We start from the raw sequence: 16091 nt of genomic DNA on the forward strand, positions 1-16091 counted from the left end.
GGGGTCTGGTCGTCGGGGTTGCACATGCCCGGTGCGGCCAGCTTGGCCAACACCGCCTCCCACGTGGCCCGCGCCTCCGGGGTGAGCCAGCCGCTCAACCGCGACATGCCGTCGGAGTCTTGGGTTCCCAAGGTCAGGCCGCGTCGCCGCATCCGGTCTTGGTTGGTGAATTGTCCATCGGGGTTGAGGTAGCAGGTGATGCGATCGGCGACTTTCCGCAGGCCTTCGGGACGCTGTTGGCTGGCCCAGCGGGCCAGATCGGCTTCGGCGGCTTCCCGGGTGGGCGCGTCAACCCAGCAGGGCAGCTCGTCGAAGAAGCGGTGGATGACGGCGATGTGTGAGGCGCCGATGCGCCCGGCACGCTGCGCAGCCGCGGTGGCCGCATACCGCGGCGCCAGCGGCTCTCCGGTTAGCGTGCGTCGGGTGCCCAGCGCTCGTGCGTCGGTGATCCGGCGAGTCGCTTCGCCGCGGGTGATGCGCAATCGGTCGGCCAGCACGTGGGCGAACTTTCCGCCGAGTTCGGCCGGGGTGGTTTGGCCCTCGATCTGGTTGATCAACTCATGACCGGCGACCGGCAACCGCCGCATCTCGCGTTCGAGGGACTCGAGGTAAGTCAAGCGTTCCGGGGTGGTCAGCGCATCGTAAGAGTGCGCGGCGATGCGGGAGACGACCTCGCTCAACGCGGCGTAATCGGCCGCAATGTCCTCGCGATCACTCGAACGCATGTTCTAACAATATGCCGGCCAACTGACAACTTTTGAGAGCGCGCAAACCCTGAAACTGAAGTGACAGAAGTGATTCCACGTCGACGCCCGTGCGCCGCTGCGAAACAATGGGTCCACACCGAGCAGTGCTCCCGGTGCGCCGGAGATGGAGGAGCGTCATGGCCTCATTGCTCACAGCCTGCGGCGGGTTCCTGCTCGCCGTCTTGTGGATGGATTTGACATTCGACGTTCAGGTTCTCCGGTTCCGTTCTGCCTCAGGGGATCTGCCCGAGGGCGTGCTCGCTTCCATCGCGGCTTACTACCATCGCGCCACGACCACGTCGCGCCCGATGGGCCGGTTGATCGCCGTCGTCATGGTGACCTTGTTGGGGGCGTTGACCTACGAGTCCGCACGCGGGCCGGAACCGTGGTGGGTCTTGTTGTCGTCGGCCGTGCTCGCTGGGGCGCCGATCATGCTCGCTTTGACGCAGACGGTTCTGGACGCGGTGCGACTGGGTGGCCGTACCGATGATCCGCCCGAGCAGACTCGCCTGGCGCGGTCGGTCTGCCGGGACCATCTCGTGTGCGCCGGGTGCATGTTCACGTTCCTGGCCCTGTGGGTCGCTTACAGCGCGGCGGCCTGAGCGTTCGACGCGACGGGTCGTAGTGACAAAATGCAGGTCAGGACCCGCTGGCCACGTCAATGAGGTTCGTACTAAACTAGAACATGTTTCAATTCGGCCGCGTCCCAGGAGTAGGCATGCACACCGCCATCTGCGATGAGCTTGGTATCGAGTTTCCGATCTTCGCGTTCACCCACTGTCGTGATGTTGTGGTCGCGGTCAGCAAGGCCGGGGGGTTCGGCGTGCTCGGCGCGGTCGGCTTCACCCCTGAGCAGCTCGAGATCGAGCTCAACTGGATCGACGAGAACATCGGCGACCACCCCTATGGCGTCGACATCGTCATCCCCAACAAATACGAGGGCATGGACTCGCATCTGTCCGCCGAGGAGCTGGCCGACACGCTGCGCAAGATGGTCCCCCAGGAGCACCTGGACTTCGGCAAGAAGATCCTCGCCGACCACGGCGTCCCGATCGAGGACAGCGACGGCGACAGCCTGCAGCTGCTCGGTTGGACCGAGGCGACGGCCACGCCCCAGGTCGAGGTGGCGCTCAAGCACCCCAAGGTGAAGATGATCGCCAACGCGCTCGGCACCCCGCCGGCCGACATGATCAAGCACATCCACGACGCCGGGCTCAAGGTGGCCGCACTGTGCGGCTCGCCTTCGCAGGCACGCAAGCACGCCGACGCGGGCGTCGACATCATCATCGCCCAGGGCGGCGAGGCCGGCGGCCACTGCGGCGAGGTGGGCTCGATTGTGTTGTGGCCGCAGGTCGTCAAGGAGGTCGCCCCGGTGCCGGTGCTGGCGGCCGGCGGAATCGGCAGCGGCCAGCAGATCGCGGCCGCGCTGGCCCTGGGCGCCCAAGGGGCGTGGACGGGATCGCAGTGGCTGATGGTCGAGGAATCCTCGAACACGCCGGTTCAGCAACAGGCGTACGTCAAGGCGGGTAGCCGCGACACCGTCCGCAGCCGGTCGTTCACCGGCAAGCCGGCCCGGATGTTGCGCAACGACTGGACCGAGGCGTGGGAGCAGCCGGACAACCCCAAGCCGCTCGGCATGCCGCTGCAGTACATGGTCTCCGGCATGGCGGTGCGGGCGACCAACCGGTACCCGAACGAGAGTGTCGACGTCGCGTTCAACCCGGTCGGTCAGGTCGTCGGCCAGTTCACCAAGGTGGAGAAGACGGCGACGGTCATCGAGCGCTGGGTGCAGGAGTACCTGGAGGCGACGAACAGGCTCGACGAGCTCAACGAGGCCGCCTCCGTCTGAGGACTCCTATACGTCGTCGTCGTCGAGCTCGTCGCGGCCGGTGAACATCTCCTTCGTCCGGTCGACCGCGTACGTGCCGATGTCGATCGAGTTCTGAACGATCCCGCTGGCACCGCCGGCGATGTCGCCGCGGATGATGTCGCTGGCATGCTCGACGATGTCGGAGGCCTTCTCGACCGCGTTGGTCGCGATGTCCCTGGCCGCGTCGACCGCATCTTTCGGATTGAAGCCCATCTCGAGTCTCCTCTTGTCGCAGGACCAGTTGGTATGACTCTAGCCCGGGCGCTGCGCGTCAGTAGTTGACCAAGCTGCGCCAGTAAGACTCGGGGATCTCGGCCCCGGAGCGCGATATTCGGGCCAAACCCACGGCCATCGCGATACCCAGCAGGCCCAGCCACAGGCCCGCCAGCCCGATGACGGCCCACAGCACAGCGGTCACGACGGGCCACGGCGACAGCACGGCGAGGACCGGCGCGAAAAAGAATCCGGTCCCGATGTACCACGCCGAGCCGGCGCGATCCGACGCGAGGACGATGCGCAGCCAGCGCGGGACCGGGGTTCCGGAGGGCCGGCCGTCACCCATGTCAGCCGCTCATTCGGAAGGCGGGAAGAAGCCCGCCCCGGTGAACCATCCCTCCTGCCAGCCCCGCTCGCCCAGGCACAGCATGGGCAGTCCGCGATCCGACTGCGCCGCCGCCTGCGGCCCAGGGCACTTCGCCCCGGCCTGCTGCACCCCGTACAGCGGGTAGGAGATGACCCAGTACCCGGTGGTGGCGGCCGGGAACTGGTTCGGCGGGGGGAAATGGCACGCCTCGGCCTGGCCGCTGGGGCCCCGGCCGAAGATGAAGCGCTCGTAGTTGTCGCACGGCGCGCCCAGCGACGCCTGATAATTCATGCCCGGCACGTCGCCGTCGTACCCGGCGGCCGCACACGGTGCCACGCCAATCGCGATGCCCGCTGCAGAAGCGGCGCTGAGCAGTTCCCGAATCATGTTCCACCCCGCCTGTCGTCGCCGGTGACCTGCACCAAAGCATATCCATCGGGGCTCCGGCCACAAGACCGTATCCGCGGGCGGGGCGGGGAACGAGGAACACGTTCCAATTTGCCCCCTGCGATCTTGCGTCAATGCTTCCCAACCGTGGTGCGGCAATGGTTTATTTGCACAAAGACGACTAGACCACTTCGTCATCGAGGAGCGGGCCATGCCAACCGTCGAGCCAACCGCCAAGCCGGTCCCCAATCTCCCGCCCGGATTCGACTTCACCGATCCGGACATCCACGCCGAGCGGCTGCCGGTGGAGGAACTGGCCGAGCTGCGGCGGACGGCGCCGATCTGGTGGAACGAACAGCCGATCGGGGCGGGTGGATTCGACGACGGCGGCTTCTGGGTTGTCACCAAGCACAAGGACGTCAAAGAGATCTCGCTGCGCAGCGACGTCTTCTCCAGCCTGAAGAACACCGCCTTGCCGCGCTATAAGGACGGCACGGTCGGCGAGCAGGTGGAACGCGGCAAGTACGTCCTGCTCAACATGGACGCGCCGCAGCACACCCGGCTGCGCAAGATCATCTCGCGCGCCTTCACCCCGCGCGCCATCGAGCGCCTACGCGGCGACCTCGCCGAGCGCGCCCGGTGCATCGTCGAGCAAGCGGCTGCCGAGGGCCGCGGGGACTTCGTCGAGCAGGTCTCGTGCGAGCTGCCGCTGCAGGCCATCGCCGGGTTGATGGGGGTGCCACAGGAAGAACGCAAGAAGCTCTTCCACTGGTCCAATGAGATGGTCGGTGACCAGGACCCCGAGTTCGCCACCAACGACGCCATGACCGCGTCCGTCGAACTCATCATGTACGGCATGCAGATGGCCGCCGACCGGGCGAAGAATCCGGGCGAAGACCTCGTCACCAAGCTGGTCCAGGCCGACATCGATGGGCACAAGCTTTCCGACGACGAGTTCGGCTTCTTCGTCATCCTGCTGGCCGTCGCCGGCAACGAGACCACCCGCAATTCCATCACCCAGGGCATGATGGCCTTCACCGACTTCCCCGACCAATGGGAGCTGTACAAGCGGGAGCGCCCCGCCACCGCGGCCGACGAGATCGTCCGCTGGGCCACCCCGGTGACGTCGTTCCAGCGCACCGCCCTACAGGACTACGAACTGTCCGGCGTGCAGATCAAGAAGGGCCAGCGCGTGGTGATGGTCTACCGCTCGGCCAATTTCGACGAGGACGTCTTCGACGACCCGTTCACCTTCAACATCCTGCGCGACCCCAACCCGCACGTGGGATTCGGTGGCACCGGCGCGCATTACTGCATCGGGGCGAATCTGGCGCGGATGACCATCGACCTGATGTTCAACGCGATCGCCGACGGCATCCCCAACCTGGAGTCAATCGGGAAGCCCGAGCGGCTGCGGTCGGGCTGGCTCAACGGGATCAAGCACTGGCAGGTCGACTACCACACCGACGCGGCGAAATGACCTGTCGCGCATTAGGCTAAGCCGATGCCGACACATCAAGCCGTCCGGATCCAATCCGTGGGCGGCCCTTTAGAGCTGGCCGAAGTAGAAACCCGCCCACCCGGTCGTGACGAGGTACGCCTGACGGTCACCGCGTGCGGGATCTGCGGCACCGACCGCGCCTTCGTGCACGGCGGTTTCCCCAACATCACGTGGCCGCTGACCCCGGGGCACGAAATCGCCGGAACCATAGCCGAACTCGGCGAGGGTGTGGACAACTTCGCCGTCGGCGACCGCGTCGCGGTCGGCTGGTTCGGTGGCTGCTGCTACCAGTGCGACCCCTGCCGCAAAGGCATTTTCATCCACTGCGTCAACGGCAAGGTGCCGAGCTGGCACTACCCCGGAGGCTACGCGGAATCGGTGACGGTGCCCGCCAACGCGCTGGCCCGGATTCCGTCGGAGCTCACGGACGCGGAAGCCGCGCCCATGGGATGCGCCGGGGTCACCACCTACAACGCGCTGCGTCACACGAAGGCGGCGCCCGGTGACCGGGTGGCGATCCTGGGCGTCGGCGGGCTCGGTCATCTCGGCTTGCAGTTCGCGCGCGCGATGGGGTTCGAGACCATCGCGATCGCGCGCGGCACCGGCAAAGCCGAGGACGCAAAGAAACTCGGCGCCCACCATTACATCGACTCCACCAGCGGTGACGTCTCTGCCGCACTGCAGGCCCTGGGCGGCGCAACCGTCGTCCTGGGCACCGCCGGCAACGCCCAGGCCATGGCCGACACCGTCGGCGGCCTGGCGCCACAGGGCGAGTTGGTGACCATCGGCGTCACCCCGGACCCGTTGCCCATCAGCCCCGTGCAGCTGATAACGCCGGGCCTGAGCATCGTCGGCCATCCGTCCGGCACGGCCAAAGACGTCGAGGACACCATGCATTTCGCGGTGCTGTCCGGTGTCCGCGCCTGGATCGAGGAGCTGCCGCTGGCGCGGGCGGCCGAAGGCTATGCGGCGTTGGAGCAGGGCCGAGCGCATTACCGCACCGTCTTGACGATGTGACTACAGTCGGTCCGTGACCGAGCTATGGACCCTTACCCCATCCGACGGTGAGTTGTTGATCCGCACCGGCGTCACCGGCCGGGCCGCGCGGATGGGCCATCGGCTCACCATCGCGATGACGCGCTGGGAGGCCACGGTGAGGTGGGCCGGCGCCGAACCGGTCACCGCCGAGCTGGCCGTCGAGGTCGATTCCTTCGAGGTGCTGCGCGGCGAGGGTGGCGTGAAGGGGTTGACCGGGCCCGAGAAGGCCTTGGTGCGCTCCAACGCGCTGAAGTCGTTGGACGCGGGCAGGTTTGCCGGGATCCGCTTCTCCGCACGGACCATCGAGGAGACGGGCGACGGCTACCGGCTCACCGGCCAACTCGAAATTCGGGGGAAGTCCCAAGACCATGTCATCGACCTTCGCACCGAGGATCTCGGCGACGCCTGGCGGATGTCTGCCGAATCCACCGTCCGGCAGACCGATTTCGGCGTCAAGCCGTACTCACTGCTGATGGGTTCACTCAAGGTCGCCGACGACGTTGTGGTGTCGTTCACCGCAACCCACGCGAAAGAGGCCTGAAGGGGCCAACGCCGCCGTCAGGGCTGCGGCTCGGCGGGCGCCGGCACTGCCGAGTCACCGACCGGTTCGCCGGCGTCGGCCGGAATGTGCTCGAGCACTCGCGTCAAATACGGCTGCCGGCCATCGGGGTCCGGCTGCGGTGCGTCCGACGCGGCGGGCTCCGTGATCGGTTCGCCCGCAGGCACTTTCGCCTGCGGGGTCAGCGGAGCGACGACCGCCGGCGGCGCCACGGCCTGGGCGACCTGCGGGGTCGGCGCGTGCACCGCGTGCCGCGGGGCGGAGTTGCTGGCCGGGGCCAGCTGGAAGCCCACCGCGAGCGATATCGAGGAGACGAAGGTGACCACGCCGGCGGCCAGCGTGGTCACGGCACCGGCGTACGGCAACTTGCGAGGTGGCGCGGGCGTGGCCGCGGCTTCCGCGTCGTCCACCGCCAGTTCGTGGTCGGTGAACTCGGTGCTGCGGGCGGCGGCGAGCGCCGCGCCTCTCGCGATGGTCACCTGAGCCATCGATTGCACGAAAACCGGTACCGGCAGCATCTTTTCGAGGTGCCAGGAGAAACTTTCGATGTCGTCGTGGGCACCGACGACCACGACCCCGCCGGGCTGCCATCCGTTGCGGTCGAACATGCCGGTCAGCCAGCGAGTCAGTCCGTCGAAGCCGCCACGCACCTGCTTGGTCGCCGTCTGTGTTTCCCCACCGTGGGTGTCGACCATGACGACCGTCGTCGAATCGTGTTCGAGGATGCAGACCGCGGTCTGCTCGTAGCCGATGACCGGTGTGATGGCCTGCGCCAGCGTGTCGACGGCCTCGAGTTGCCGAACCGGCACCACGTTGTCGAAGCCGGCGTCGGTCAGCGCTTCCAGCACCAGCGCGGCTTGGGCGGCCGCGTCGTCGTTCCACGTCACCGCGATCATCCGCAGGCGATGCTCGGTGGCGGCCGCCTGCGCTTCGACCCGCGCGACCTCGTCCGCCACTTGCTCGGCGGTACTGACGGCGCGCGGCCCCCGGCCGGCGTCCAGCGTCAGCTGCTGATGGTCCAGGATGGTGCCGTCTGCGCCGTGCCCCTCAGCGAGGACCCACCCAATGGCGGTCGGCGTCACTGATAGCCCAAGTACCGTGTCCAAAACTCATTGCCCCAATCGGTCCCGGGTCTCCGACACCCTCACCCACACCCGACGCGCTCCAGAAATCCCTGGTGAGGTGGTTCGTGAGGGCCGGAACGGACCGGGAAAACGTGGTCTCCATCGGCTTGCTTCGTGAGAGCCTACGCGGTCGGCGTGAGTCCGGCTGCGCCGGTTCACCTCACCGCGCAACCTGCCGGGCGGCGAGCGGCGGATGTGTCGACCGGACGGGCGGGTGAGGCAACGGTCGTCGGCGCCGGGAATCCGTGCCTTGTTGTCCCGGGGGACAAACGGCCACGCCAACGGCGACGTCCCAAATCCGCCTTTTCGGCGCCGGTTCGGCGTCGCGGCGCCGGCCGTCGTCCCCGCCGAGTCGACAATGGGCGCTTTATCCATTACCGCGAACCGCCGCGCGGCCCCGCTGCCAGGCGTTTCGGTCCGGCCAGCGCCGATGGTGGGCGGCCGCGCCGACCGGCATCAGGCTGGCGTGCCGTTATCCGGGGTTCCAATTCGTACGGGAAAAGTGATACCGAATTGAGATGACCTCGCGTCCCGATCGACATTCAGCCTATTCGCACGGTAAATTCCTGCTGAGACGACGATCACATGCGACAAGGGGCAGGTATGACAGATCTGAGCGAGATGGTCCGGGCCTGGGGGCGCCGGCTTTTAGTCGGTGCGGCAGCGGCTGTCACCCTGCCGGGCCTGATCGGTCTTGCCGGCGGCGCGCCGACCGCGGGAGCCTTCTCCCGGCCGGGTCTGCCCGTCGAATACCTGCAGGTGCCGTCGGCGGGGATGGGCCGCAACATCAAGGTCCAATTCCAGAGCGGCGGCAACAACTCCCCTGCGGTCTACCTGCTCGACGGGTTGCGGGCCCAAGACGACTACAACGGCTGGGACATCAACACCCCGGCGTTCGAGTGGTACTACCAGTCCGGCCTGTCGATCATCATGCCCGTCGGTGGCCAGTCCAGCTTCTACAGCGACTGGTACAGCCCGGCCTGCGGCAAGGCCGGCTGCACCACTTACAAGTGGGAGACCTTCCTGACCAGTGAGCTGCCGCAATACCTGCAGTCCAACAAGAGTGTGAAGCCCACCGGCGGCGCCGCGGTCGGCATCTCCATGGCCGGCTCCTCGGCGCTGATCCTGGCCGCCTACCACCCGCAGCAGTTCATCTACGCCGGCTCGCTGTCGGCCTTGATGGACCCCTCGCAGGGCATGGGGCCCTCCCTGATCGGCCTGGCGATGGGTGACGCCGGCGGCTACAAGGCGAGCGACATGTGGGGCCCGTCGAGCGATCCCGCGTGGCAGCGCAACGACCCCACGATCCAGATCCCCAAGCTGGTGGGCAACAACACCCGGCTCTGGGTCTACTGCGGTAACGGCACACCGTCGGAGTTGGGCGGGGCCAACATGCCCGCCGAGTTCCTGGAGAACTTCGTGCGCAGCAGCAACCTGAAGTTCCAGGACGCCTACAACGCGGCCGGCGGCCACAACGCCGTGTTCCACTTCGACCAGAACGGAACGCACAGCTGGGAGTACTGGGGAGCTCAGCTCAACGCCATGAAGCCCGACCTGCAGGGCACCCTGGGTGCCACGGCCGGCGGCGGCGGATAACCCCCGCCTGACCCGAGGTCGCTACTGCGCCCGACGACGACGCCGTCGGGCGCAGTAGCACGTCATGGCCCCTTTGCCCTGAGCGGTTCAGCGCGTCCGGGGGAATTGGTCGGTGACATCGGTCCATGTCGTGGCGTCGCGGCGATGGTCGTTCATGTTCCGGCACTCGCCGTAGACCCGCAGGACCCCCAGTCGGGGTTCGTCGTCGTGGCGGTAAACGATCACCGTGACCGAGTCCCTGGTGAGCGTCCTGGCCCACGCATGATTGTTGGGCGGCAGGCCCTCGGCCCAGCCGTGCTCGCCCAGCGTCGCGGCGATTCGGGCGAAATAGGCGTCGGCCGGCGCCGCCGCGGGCACCGTGAACGTCAGGTAGACCGAGCCTTGATACGGCGGGTCGTCGCGGTTCTTGCAGGACATCAGCGAGTAGCCGGCCGACGACGTCTGCAGGCCCGTCATGACCACGACGCTCTGTGCCGCCTCGACGGCCTGAGCCCTCGACTGGCCGTCGCTGACCGGGCTGGCTGGATGCTCGAGGGCGTCGGCGGGGGTCGAATGGAGGCGATCGACCAGCAGGAACAGGGCGCCCAACAGCAGCGGAATCGCCAGCGTAACGGCTATCAGCGCGCGAATCTGCTTCGCGCGCAACGCCTTCCCTCGCACGCGGCGCGGGCCGCGGCTGTCCATGGTCGACGACATCAGCAATTCAGGCTAACTCCGAAAGGGCTGGGTGGGCCTGCCGCACAATCATGGCTATGACCAACCGCGGGATCAGCCGTATCGCCCGCCGCTGCGGCGGCGTGATCGGTGGGATGGCGGTTTTGGTCGCGTCGCCGGTGAGGGCAGACGACACAAACCCGCTCGAGGCGTTGGTCGACGCCGCGGCGCAGCGGTTGGCGATCGCCGAGCCGGTGGCCGCCTTCAAGTGGACCACCCACGGGGCCATCGAAGACCGCGTCCGCGTTAGGCAGGAACTCGCGAACATGGCCGCCGAGGCCTCCGCCCGGAAGATCGACCCCGATTACGTCACCCGGATGTTCGGCGACCAGATCAGCGCCACCGAGGGGATCGAATACAGCCGGTTCGCGGAGTGGAAGCTCGACCCCGCGGCCGCACCCACCGGGGCGGAGGATCTGGCGGCGTCGCGATCCGCCATCGACGGCCTCAACCAGGTGATGCTGTCTCAGGTGGCGGCCAGCTGGGACCTGCTGCATTCGCCGGCGTGTCCGGGGCAGCTCGACCTCGCCAGCCGCGCGGTCATCGGCGCGCGCCGGCTCGACGGCCTCTATCAACGCGCGCTGGCGTTAGCAACTCAGTCATATTGCCAGCGATAATTTAGTTTTTCCTCATCGCTTTCTAACATTTTTCTGCGGCCCCGGAATAGGGGCATATCCGCAGATAGAAGGCCAATCTCGTGGCATTTTCGAATAGGTAACGCTTTGGCCACGGCCGCCGAAATCCATGGCATGAAAATTCTCTGCAAGCCTCTCGTCAAGTCCCTGGCGGTCGGCGGGTTCGTTGCAGTGTCGATAGCTTCGTCCACCGGTGTGGCCACCTCGGCCCCCACCCCCAACTGGGACGCGATCGCCCAGTGCGAATCCGGTGGCAACTGGCACGCCAACACCGGAAACGGCGAATATGGTGGGCTCCAATTCAAGCCGGGCACCTGGGAACGCTACGGCGGTGTCGGCAACCCGGCCGCCGCGTCCAGGGAACAGCAAATCGCCGTAGCCAACCGGGTTTTCGCCGACCAGGGCGTGGAGGCATGGCCGAAGTGCGGCACCGCGTCGGGGCTGCCGATCGGCTGGTACTCGCACCCGGCGCAGGGCATCAAGGAGATCATCAACGGGCTGATCCAGGCGGCGGTCCCGCACTGACGATCAACCGCCGTTGCGGTCTATGACCGCGCAGCAAGCTGTGTTTGGATCAGGCCATGGAAGGTTCGGCGACTGTTCACATGGCGGCGTCCGCGGACAAGATCTGGGATCTGATCGCAAACGTCGGCAATATCGGACGGTTCTCCCCCGAAGTGTTCGAGGCCGAGTGGCTGGGCGACGCGAATGGTCCGGCCCTCGGCGCCAAATTCCGCGGTCATGTGCGCCGCAACGAGATCGGTCCGGTGTATTGGACGACGTGCGAGGTCACCGCGTGCGAGCCCGGCCGCGAGTTCGGCTTCGCAGTGCTGCTCGGCGATCGGGCCGTCAACAACTGGCACTACCGATTGGCGCCCAGCGGCGGCGGCACCGACGTCACCGAATCGTTCCGGCTCAGCCCGGCGCCGTGGCTGGGCATCTACTGGTTGTTCGGTGGTTTTCTGCGCAAGCGACGCAACGTCCGGGACATGACCAAAACCCTGAACCGCATCAAAGATGTGGTCGAGGCGGGCTGACGCGCCGTGAAGTCGGTCTTCATCACGGGCGCCGGCAGCGGCATGGGCCGGGAGGGCGCCAAGCTGTTCCACGCCAAGGGCTGGCGGGTCGGTGCCGTGGACCGCAACGACGACGGCCTCGCGACGCTGCGAGAAGAACTGGGTGAGCGGCTGTGGACCCGCCGGGTCGACGTGACGGACAAGGCGGCGTTCGAGGCCGCCCTGGCCGACTTCTGCGCCGGCAACAGCGACGGCGGGCTCGACATGATGTGGAACAACGCCGGCGTCGGCGAATCCGGGTGGTTCGAGGACGTGCCGTACGAGGCCGCCATGCGCGTCGTCGACATCAATTACAAGGCGGTGCTCACCGGCGCCTACGCGGCGTTGCCGTACCTGAAGAAGTCCCCGGGCAGCCTGATGTTCTCGACGTCGTCGTCGTCGGCGACCTACGGCATGCCGCGCCTGGCCGTGTATTCGTCGACCAAGCACGCGGTCAAAGGCCTGACCGAGGCGCTCAGCGTCGAATGGGGTCGGCACGGCGTCCGCGTCGCCGACGTCCTCCCGGGCCTGATCGACACGGCGATCCTGACCACCACGCCCAACCGTTCCAACGACGGGGCGGCGCCGATGTCGGCGGAGGAGCTGCGCGCCGTCGCGCCGGAGAAGGGCATGCTGCGGTTGATGCCGGCGAGCAGCGTGGCGGAAGCGGCGTGGCAGGCTTACCACCACCCGAAGCGGTTGCACTGGTACGTGCCCAAGAGCATTCGTCTGATCGACTTGTTCAAGGGTCTGAGTCCGGAGCTCGTGCGACGGAGCATCGTCAAATCCCTACCCGCACTGATGCCGAAGCGGCAGTGAAGGAGGTGAACCGGTGCGACACCGGTTACCCGCGATTGTTCTCGTTCTCATCGCCGGCATCGGTGTCGCGGGTTGCGGCACGGCGCCGACGATCCCCCGCAAGGCGGCGCGCCTGATCCTCGACGGCGCCACCCACACGACACGCCCGCCGTCGTGCAGCCAGAACCAGCAGTACCGCACGATCGACATCAAGGATCACGACGGCGGCGTCGAGGCGGTGGTGCTGACCAGTGGCTACCGGGTGATACCCGAGTGGGTGAAGATCCGCGACGTCGACGGTTTCACCGGCAGCTTCTGGGAAGGCGGCGTGGGCGCCGCGCACGCCGACATCACCAACGACGCGTACACGATCAGCGGCAGTGCCTACGGCATCAACCGCAGCAACCCGGACAAAGTGGTGACGACAGAGTTCAAGATCATCGCCGAGTGCTGACCCGGCGGGGGCTGCGGGCCTAGGCTCGATGACATCGACCGATGGAGGCGCCAGTGAAGGAACGATTGCACTGGTTGGCGATGCACGGCTTCATCCGGGGTGTCGCGACGCTCGGGGTCCGGCGGGGCGACCTGCACGCCAGGCTGATCGCCGACCCGCGGGTCGCCGCCGATCCGGTTCCGTTCTACGAGCAACTCCGGGCGGCGGGCCCGTTGGTCAAGGGCCGCGTCAGCTATCTGACGGCCGATCATGCCCTCGCCCACGAGGTGCTGCGGTCCGACGATTTCCGCGTGCTGGTATTCGGAGCGAACCTGCCGCGGCCGTTGCGCTGGCTGGAGGGCCGCACCCGCGACGCGCTGCTGCATCCGCTGCGCGCGCCGTCGCTGCTCGCCGTCGAGCCGCCAGACCACACCCGCTACCGCAAGACGGTGTCGGCGGTGTTCACTCCCCGCGCCGTCGCCACGTTACGAGATCGCGTCGAGCAGACCGCCGCCGGCCTGCTGGATCAGTTGGCCGCCGAGTCTGGTTCCTCCGACGTCGTCGACGTCGTGGGCCGGTATTGCTCGCAACTTCCGGTCGCGATCATCAGCGACATCCTCGGCGTCCCCGAGCCAGACCGGCCGCGCGTCTTGGAATTCGGCGAACTGGCGGCACCGAGCCTGGACATCGGGCTGACGTGGCAGCAGTACCGCAGGGTGCAGCGAGGGCTCGAGGGCTTCAGCTCCTGGCTAGGCGAGCATCTGGGCCGGTTGCGGCGCGCCCCGAGCGACAATCTGCTGAGCCAGCTGATTCAAATTGCCGAAAGTGGCTCCACGGAAACATATTTGGATGAGAACGAACTTCAGGCGATCGCCGGACTGGTGCTGGCGGCCGGGTTCGAGACCACGGTCAACCTGTTGGGCAACGGGATCCGTATGCTGCTGGACGCGCCCGACCGCCTCGACGCGTTGCGGCAACGACCCGAGTTGTGGCCCAACGCCGTCGAGGAGATTCTGCGGCTGGAGTCGCCGGTACAGCTGACCGCGCGGATGGCGCAGGGCGACGTCGAGCTGGCCGGCACGCCGCTGCAGCGGGGCGACTTGGTGATTGTCTATCTCGCCGCCGCCAACCGCGACCCGTCCGTCTTCGACGACCCGCACCGCTTTGACATCGAACGGCCCAATGCCGGAAGGCATCTCGCCTTCTCCGGGGGCCGGCACTTCTGCCTGGGCGCGGCGCTGGCGCGCGCCGAGGGCGAAGTCGGGCTCCGGGCCTTCTTCGACCGTTTTCCCGAGGTGCGCGCGGCGGGCGCGGGGAGCAGGCGCGACACGCGCGTGCTGCGGGGTTGGTCGTCTCTACCGGTGGCACTGGGGCCGGCGCGGTCGATGGCTCGCGTGAACGGCTAGGGATTCACGCTGTTGACACCGGTGCGGTTACCGAGTTTATTTACGCTATGACAGACACTTCTATGATCTCGGTCGAGGACGCCGTGCTCGGGCTGTGGCGGGCGCTGTCGCGACGGGACTGGGACGCGGTCAAGACGTTCCTCTCCGACGACTGCCTTTACGTCGACATGCCGGTGCCCGCGCTGGCGGCGCGCGGACCCGAAGACATCGTCAAGCGGCTCAAGATGGGTCTCGAGCCGCTGGCGGGCTACGAGAACCACGACGGCGTGCTGCTGTCCAACGGCTCCGACGTGATGTACGAGCATTCCGAGACCTGGACATTCGCGTCGGGCGAGCAAGGCGTGCTGCGATTCGTGACCGTTCATAAGGTCGCCGAGCGAGACGGCGCGGCCAAGATCACTGTCTGGAAAGACTATTGGGACATGAACAGCCTGGTGGCCTTCGCTCCCCCGAACCACTTCGAGAACCTGGCGAACGCCGACACCAGCTGGGTGTTCGACGCGACCGGGTTGGTCTGACCGGGCATCATCGCGGGTCAAAGGCGGTAGAGTCCGGCGGCGTTGTCGTGGGCGATCAGGTCGACCACCCGGAGGGCGTCGCGCTCGCTCCAGTCGTCGTCGGCCACGAAATCACCCAGCACGCGTTGCATCGCCCTGCGCCACAGGGCCGCGCCGAGGAAGTGGAGTTCCGCGGGGCCGAACCCGTCCGACGAGTAGAGGATCTTGCGGAACGGCGCCAACTCCAGGAGCCGGGCCACGAACGCCGGTGACCGCGCTCCGAGCTGGTTCACGCTGAGCCCGCCGTCGAGGTAGACGTTGTCGAAGGCCTGCGCCAGGTATCCGGCCTCGCGCTCGTACGGGTAGCAGTGCAACAGCACGATCGGGGTGCCCGCGGACTGCCGCAGGAAGTCGAGCAGCAGCAGCGGGTTGGTCTTGTGCAGGTCGCAGTCCCGGTCGCCGAGGCCGACGTGGAATTGCAGCGGCTTCCCCAGCCGCAGCGCCCGGTGCAACCCGAAACGCAGCAGCACCCGATCCCGTAACCGGGTGCCGCCGCTGTCACGCCACCGGCCGGCCGCCTCGGCGACCTGCGCGGCCGACGGCTCGCTCAGGTCGCCGTCAAATCCGCCGCGGTAGGCCAGGATCGACTTGGTGCCGACCGCCGTAGCCGCGCGCAGCGCAAGGATCTCCTCGAACGCCGCCGCGTATTCCCCCGGCGCCTGCGCGGCCTGTTCGGCCACCTCCTCGAGGCGGACCACCTCGTGGGCGCGCCCGCCGGACAGCTCGGCCATGCCGGCCGGGCCGGCGGTGTCGGCGCCGATTCCGGTGTCCACCAGCCAGTCGCTCACTCCCGCGGCCGGCAGGAACATGCGGGCCAGCTCGGACTCGCTGAACCTGCTGCGGTGTTCCCAATACGATTGCGGATCAACGTGTTTGGGCAGTCCCAGGACAGGGCCGCACTGGGCGCGCACCGCAAAGCCGAGTTGGGAGTCGAAACCCGGGCCCGTGCTGGGCTCGGTGTTCGCCTCGTTGAGCGCGTTCTCGAACCGCGGTAGATCCCCTGCCGCCAACCAGCAGCCGTGGACGTGGTGATCGATCAGCGTCACTTCGCCGATGCGCTGGGCCAGCGCCGAAGGGTCAGACACCATG

Annotated in this window: 20 protein-coding genes; 13 read left to right on the forward strand and 7 right to left on the reverse strand. The window is 67.4% G+C overall.

Translation table 11 applies throughout. From position 1 onward, the window contains the following. On the reverse strand, window positions 1–725 hold a 725-nt coding region (locus AWC03_RS26360), incomplete at its 3' end, for a DUF222 domain-containing protein (RefSeq protein ID WP_142278530.1). Between the two features lie 158 nt (window positions 726–883). Here AWC03_RS26360 and AWC03_RS26365 point away from each other — a divergent pair. Then, window positions 884–1348 carry a hypothetical protein gene (locus AWC03_RS26365; protein WP_085243649.1) on the forward strand — a complete coding sequence of 155 codons (465 nt, stop codon included), beginning with the start codon at window positions 884–886 and terminating at the stop codon, window positions 1346–1348. 116 nt (window positions 1349–1464) lie between these two features. Next, window positions 1465–2595: a nitronate monooxygenase gene (locus AWC03_RS26370; protein WP_085243650.1), complete on the forward strand. Its 1131-nt coding sequence runs from the start codon at window positions 1465–1467 to the stop codon at window positions 2593–2595. Between the two features lie 6 nt (window positions 2596–2601). Here the strand turns inward: AWC03_RS26370 and AWC03_RS26375 are convergent, their stop codons facing one another. The 3 genes from AWC03_RS26375 to AWC03_RS26385 are packed head-to-tail and all read right to left on the reverse strand — an operon-like array spanning window position 2602 to window position 3586. Continuing rightward, the gene (locus AWC03_RS26375; protein ID WP_085243651.1) at window positions 2602–2829 is read right to left on the reverse strand and encodes an Rv1893 family protein; all 228 of its coding nucleotides are present in this window, start codon (window positions 2827–2829) and stop codon (window positions 2602–2604) included. A 58-nt stretch (window positions 2830–2887) separates the two neighbouring features. Continuing rightward, complete coding sequence (locus AWC03_RS26380; protein ID WP_085243652.1) at window positions 2888–3178, reverse strand: hypothetical protein; 291 nt, start codon at window positions 3176–3178, stop codon at window positions 2888–2890. A gap of 9 nt (window positions 3179–3187) precedes the next feature. Next, entirely contained in the window at window positions 3188–3586 is a 399-nt protein-coding gene (locus AWC03_RS26385) for a hypothetical protein (protein ID WP_085243653.1), read from the reverse strand. A gap of 211 nt (window positions 3587–3797) precedes the next feature. Here AWC03_RS26385 and AWC03_RS26390 point away from each other — a divergent pair, with 211 nt between their 5' ends. Genes AWC03_RS26390 through AWC03_RS26400 form a run of 3 tightly spaced genes read left to right on the forward strand, consistent with a single transcriptional unit; the run spans window position 3798 to window position 6666 of the window. Then, a complete protein-coding gene (locus AWC03_RS26390) occupies window positions 3798–5066 on the forward strand; it encodes a cytochrome P450 (protein ID WP_085243654.1) in 1269 nt (422 codons plus the stop codon). A 24-nt stretch (window positions 5067–5090) separates the two neighbouring features. Then, the gene (locus tag AWC03_RS26395; protein WP_085243655.1) at window positions 5091–6104 is read left to right on the forward strand and encodes an alcohol dehydrogenase catalytic domain-containing protein; all 1014 of its coding nucleotides are present in this window, start codon (window positions 5091–5093) and stop codon (window positions 6102–6104) included. Window positions 6105–6117: 13 nt separating this feature from the next. Beyond that, window positions 6118–6666 (forward strand): YceI family protein, encoded by a 549-nt coding sequence (locus tag AWC03_RS26400; protein WP_085243656.1) that lies wholly within the window; start codon window positions 6118–6120, stop codon window positions 6664–6666. 17 nt (window positions 6667–6683) lie between these two features. Here the strand turns inward: AWC03_RS26400 and AWC03_RS26405 are convergent, their stop codons facing one another. After that, entirely contained in the window at window positions 6684–7790 is a 1107-nt protein-coding gene (locus AWC03_RS26405) for a DUF7159 family protein (RefSeq protein ID WP_085243657.1), read from the reverse strand. 621 nt (window positions 7791–8411) lie between these two features. Here AWC03_RS26405 and ag85B point away from each other — a divergent pair. Next, window positions 8412–9404 (forward strand): diacylglycerol acyltransferase/mycolyltransferase Ag85B, encoded by a 993-nt coding sequence (ag85B, locus tag AWC03_RS26410; RefSeq protein WP_085243658.1) that lies wholly within the window; start codon window positions 8412–8414, stop codon window positions 9402–9404. An 87-nt stretch (window positions 9405–9491) separates the two neighbouring features. Here ag85B and AWC03_RS26415 read toward each other — a convergent pair whose 3' ends face one another. Further along, entirely contained in the window at window positions 9492–10100 is a 609-nt protein-coding gene (locus AWC03_RS26415; protein WP_211279293.1) for a hypothetical protein, read from the reverse strand. A 56-nt stretch (window positions 10101–10156) separates the two neighbouring features. On the opposite strand from AWC03_RS26415, the gene AWC03_RS26420 reads away from it, so the two are divergent. From AWC03_RS26420 to AWC03_RS26450, 7 genes are all read left to right on the forward strand, one after another. Then, window positions 10157–10735, forward strand: coding sequence for a chorismate mutase (locus AWC03_RS26420; RefSeq protein WP_142278531.1), 579 nt, complete (start codon window positions 10157–10159; stop codon window positions 10733–10735). Window positions 10736–10840: 105 nt separating this feature from the next. Next, entirely contained in the window at window positions 10841–11278 is a 438-nt protein-coding gene (rpfC, locus tag AWC03_RS26425; RefSeq protein WP_085243659.1) for a resuscitation-promoting factor RpfC, read from the forward strand. Window positions 11279–11316: 38 nt separating this feature from the next. After that, the gene (locus tag AWC03_RS26430) at window positions 11317–11790 is read left to right on the forward strand and encodes an SRPBCC family protein (protein WP_142278532.1); all 474 of its coding nucleotides are present in this window, start codon (window positions 11317–11319) and stop codon (window positions 11788–11790) included. Between the two features lie 6 nt (window positions 11791–11796). Then, window positions 11797–12627 (forward strand): SDR family oxidoreductase, encoded by an 831-nt coding sequence (locus tag AWC03_RS26435; protein ID WP_085243661.1) that lies wholly within the window; start codon window positions 11797–11799, stop codon window positions 12625–12627. 13 nt (window positions 12628–12640) lie between these two features. Continuing rightward, window positions 12641–13060, forward strand: coding sequence for a lipoprotein LpqH (locus tag AWC03_RS26440; protein WP_085243662.1), 420 nt, complete (start codon window positions 12641–12643; stop codon window positions 13058–13060). Window positions 13061–13113: 53 nt separating this feature from the next. Continuing rightward, entirely contained in the window at window positions 13114–14445 is a 1332-nt protein-coding gene (locus AWC03_RS26445) for a cytochrome P450 (RefSeq protein ID WP_085243694.1), read from the forward strand. A gap of 62 nt (window positions 14446–14507) precedes the next feature. Then, window positions 14508–14963, forward strand: a complete 456-nt coding sequence (locus tag AWC03_RS26450; RefSeq protein ID WP_085243663.1) for a nuclear transport factor 2 family protein — start codon at window positions 14508–14510, stop codon at window positions 14961–14963. Between the two features lie 17 nt (window positions 14964–14980). Here the strand turns inward: AWC03_RS26450 and AWC03_RS26455 are convergent, their stop codons facing one another. Next, window positions 14981–16090, reverse strand: coding sequence for an amidohydrolase family protein (locus AWC03_RS26455; RefSeq protein WP_085243664.1), 1110 nt, complete (start codon window positions 16088–16090; stop codon window positions 14981–14983). Between the last annotated feature and the right edge of the window lies 1 nt (window position 16091).

The organism is Mycobacterium europaeum (genome assembly GCF_002102155.1).
Classification (GTDB): Bacteria; Actinomycetota; Actinomycetes; order Mycobacteriales; family Mycobacteriaceae; genus Mycobacterium; species Mycobacterium europaeum.

What these genes read in the sequence shown, in the direction of transcription:
- AWC03_RS26450 (WP_085243663.1), top strand. Translation starts at nt 14,508, where the DNA reads ATGATCTCGGTCGAGGACGCCGTGCTCGGGCTGTGGCGGGCGCTGTCG.
- AWC03_RS26390 (WP_085243654.1), top strand. Translation starts at nt 3,798, where the DNA reads ATGCCAACCGTCGAGCCAACCGCCAAGCCGGTCCCCAATCTCCCGCCC.
- AWC03_RS26455 (WP_085243664.1), bottom strand. Translation starts at nt 16,090, where the DNA reads ATGGTGTCTGACCCTTCGGCGCTGGCCCAGCGCATCGGCGAAGTGACG.
- AWC03_RS26375 (WP_085243651.1), bottom strand. Translation starts at nt 2,829, where the DNA reads ATGGGCTTCAATCCGAAAGATGCGGTCGACGCGGCCAGGGACATCGCG.
- AWC03_RS26415 (WP_211279293.1), bottom strand. Translation starts at nt 10,100, where the DNA reads ATGTCGTCGACCATGGACAGCCGCGGCCCGCGCCGCGTGCGAGGGAAG.
- AWC03_RS26380 (WP_085243652.1), bottom strand. Translation starts at nt 3,178, where the DNA reads ATGGGTGACGGCCGGCCCTCCGGAACCCCGGTCCCGCGCTGGCTGCGC.
- AWC03_RS26385 (WP_085243653.1), bottom strand. Translation starts at nt 3,586, where the DNA reads ATGATTCGGGAACTGCTCAGCGCCGCTTCTGCAGCGGGCATCGCGATT.
- AWC03_RS26420 (WP_142278531.1), top strand. Translation starts at nt 10,157, where the DNA reads ATGACCAACCGCGGGATCAGCCGTATCGCCCGCCGCTGCGGCGGCGTG.
- AWC03_RS26365 (WP_085243649.1), top strand. Translation starts at nt 884, where the DNA reads ATGGCCTCATTGCTCACAGCCTGCGGCGGGTTCCTGCTCGCCGTCTTG.
- ag85B (WP_085243658.1), top strand. Translation starts at nt 8,412, where the DNA reads ATGACAGATCTGAGCGAGATGGTCCGGGCCTGGGGGCGCCGGCTTTTA.
- AWC03_RS26395 (WP_085243655.1), top strand. Translation starts at nt 5,091, where the DNA reads ATGCCGACACATCAAGCCGTCCGGATCCAATCCGTGGGCGGCCCTTTA.
- AWC03_RS26370 (WP_085243650.1), top strand. Translation starts at nt 1,465, where the DNA reads ATGCACACCGCCATCTGCGATGAGCTTGGTATCGAGTTTCCGATCTTC.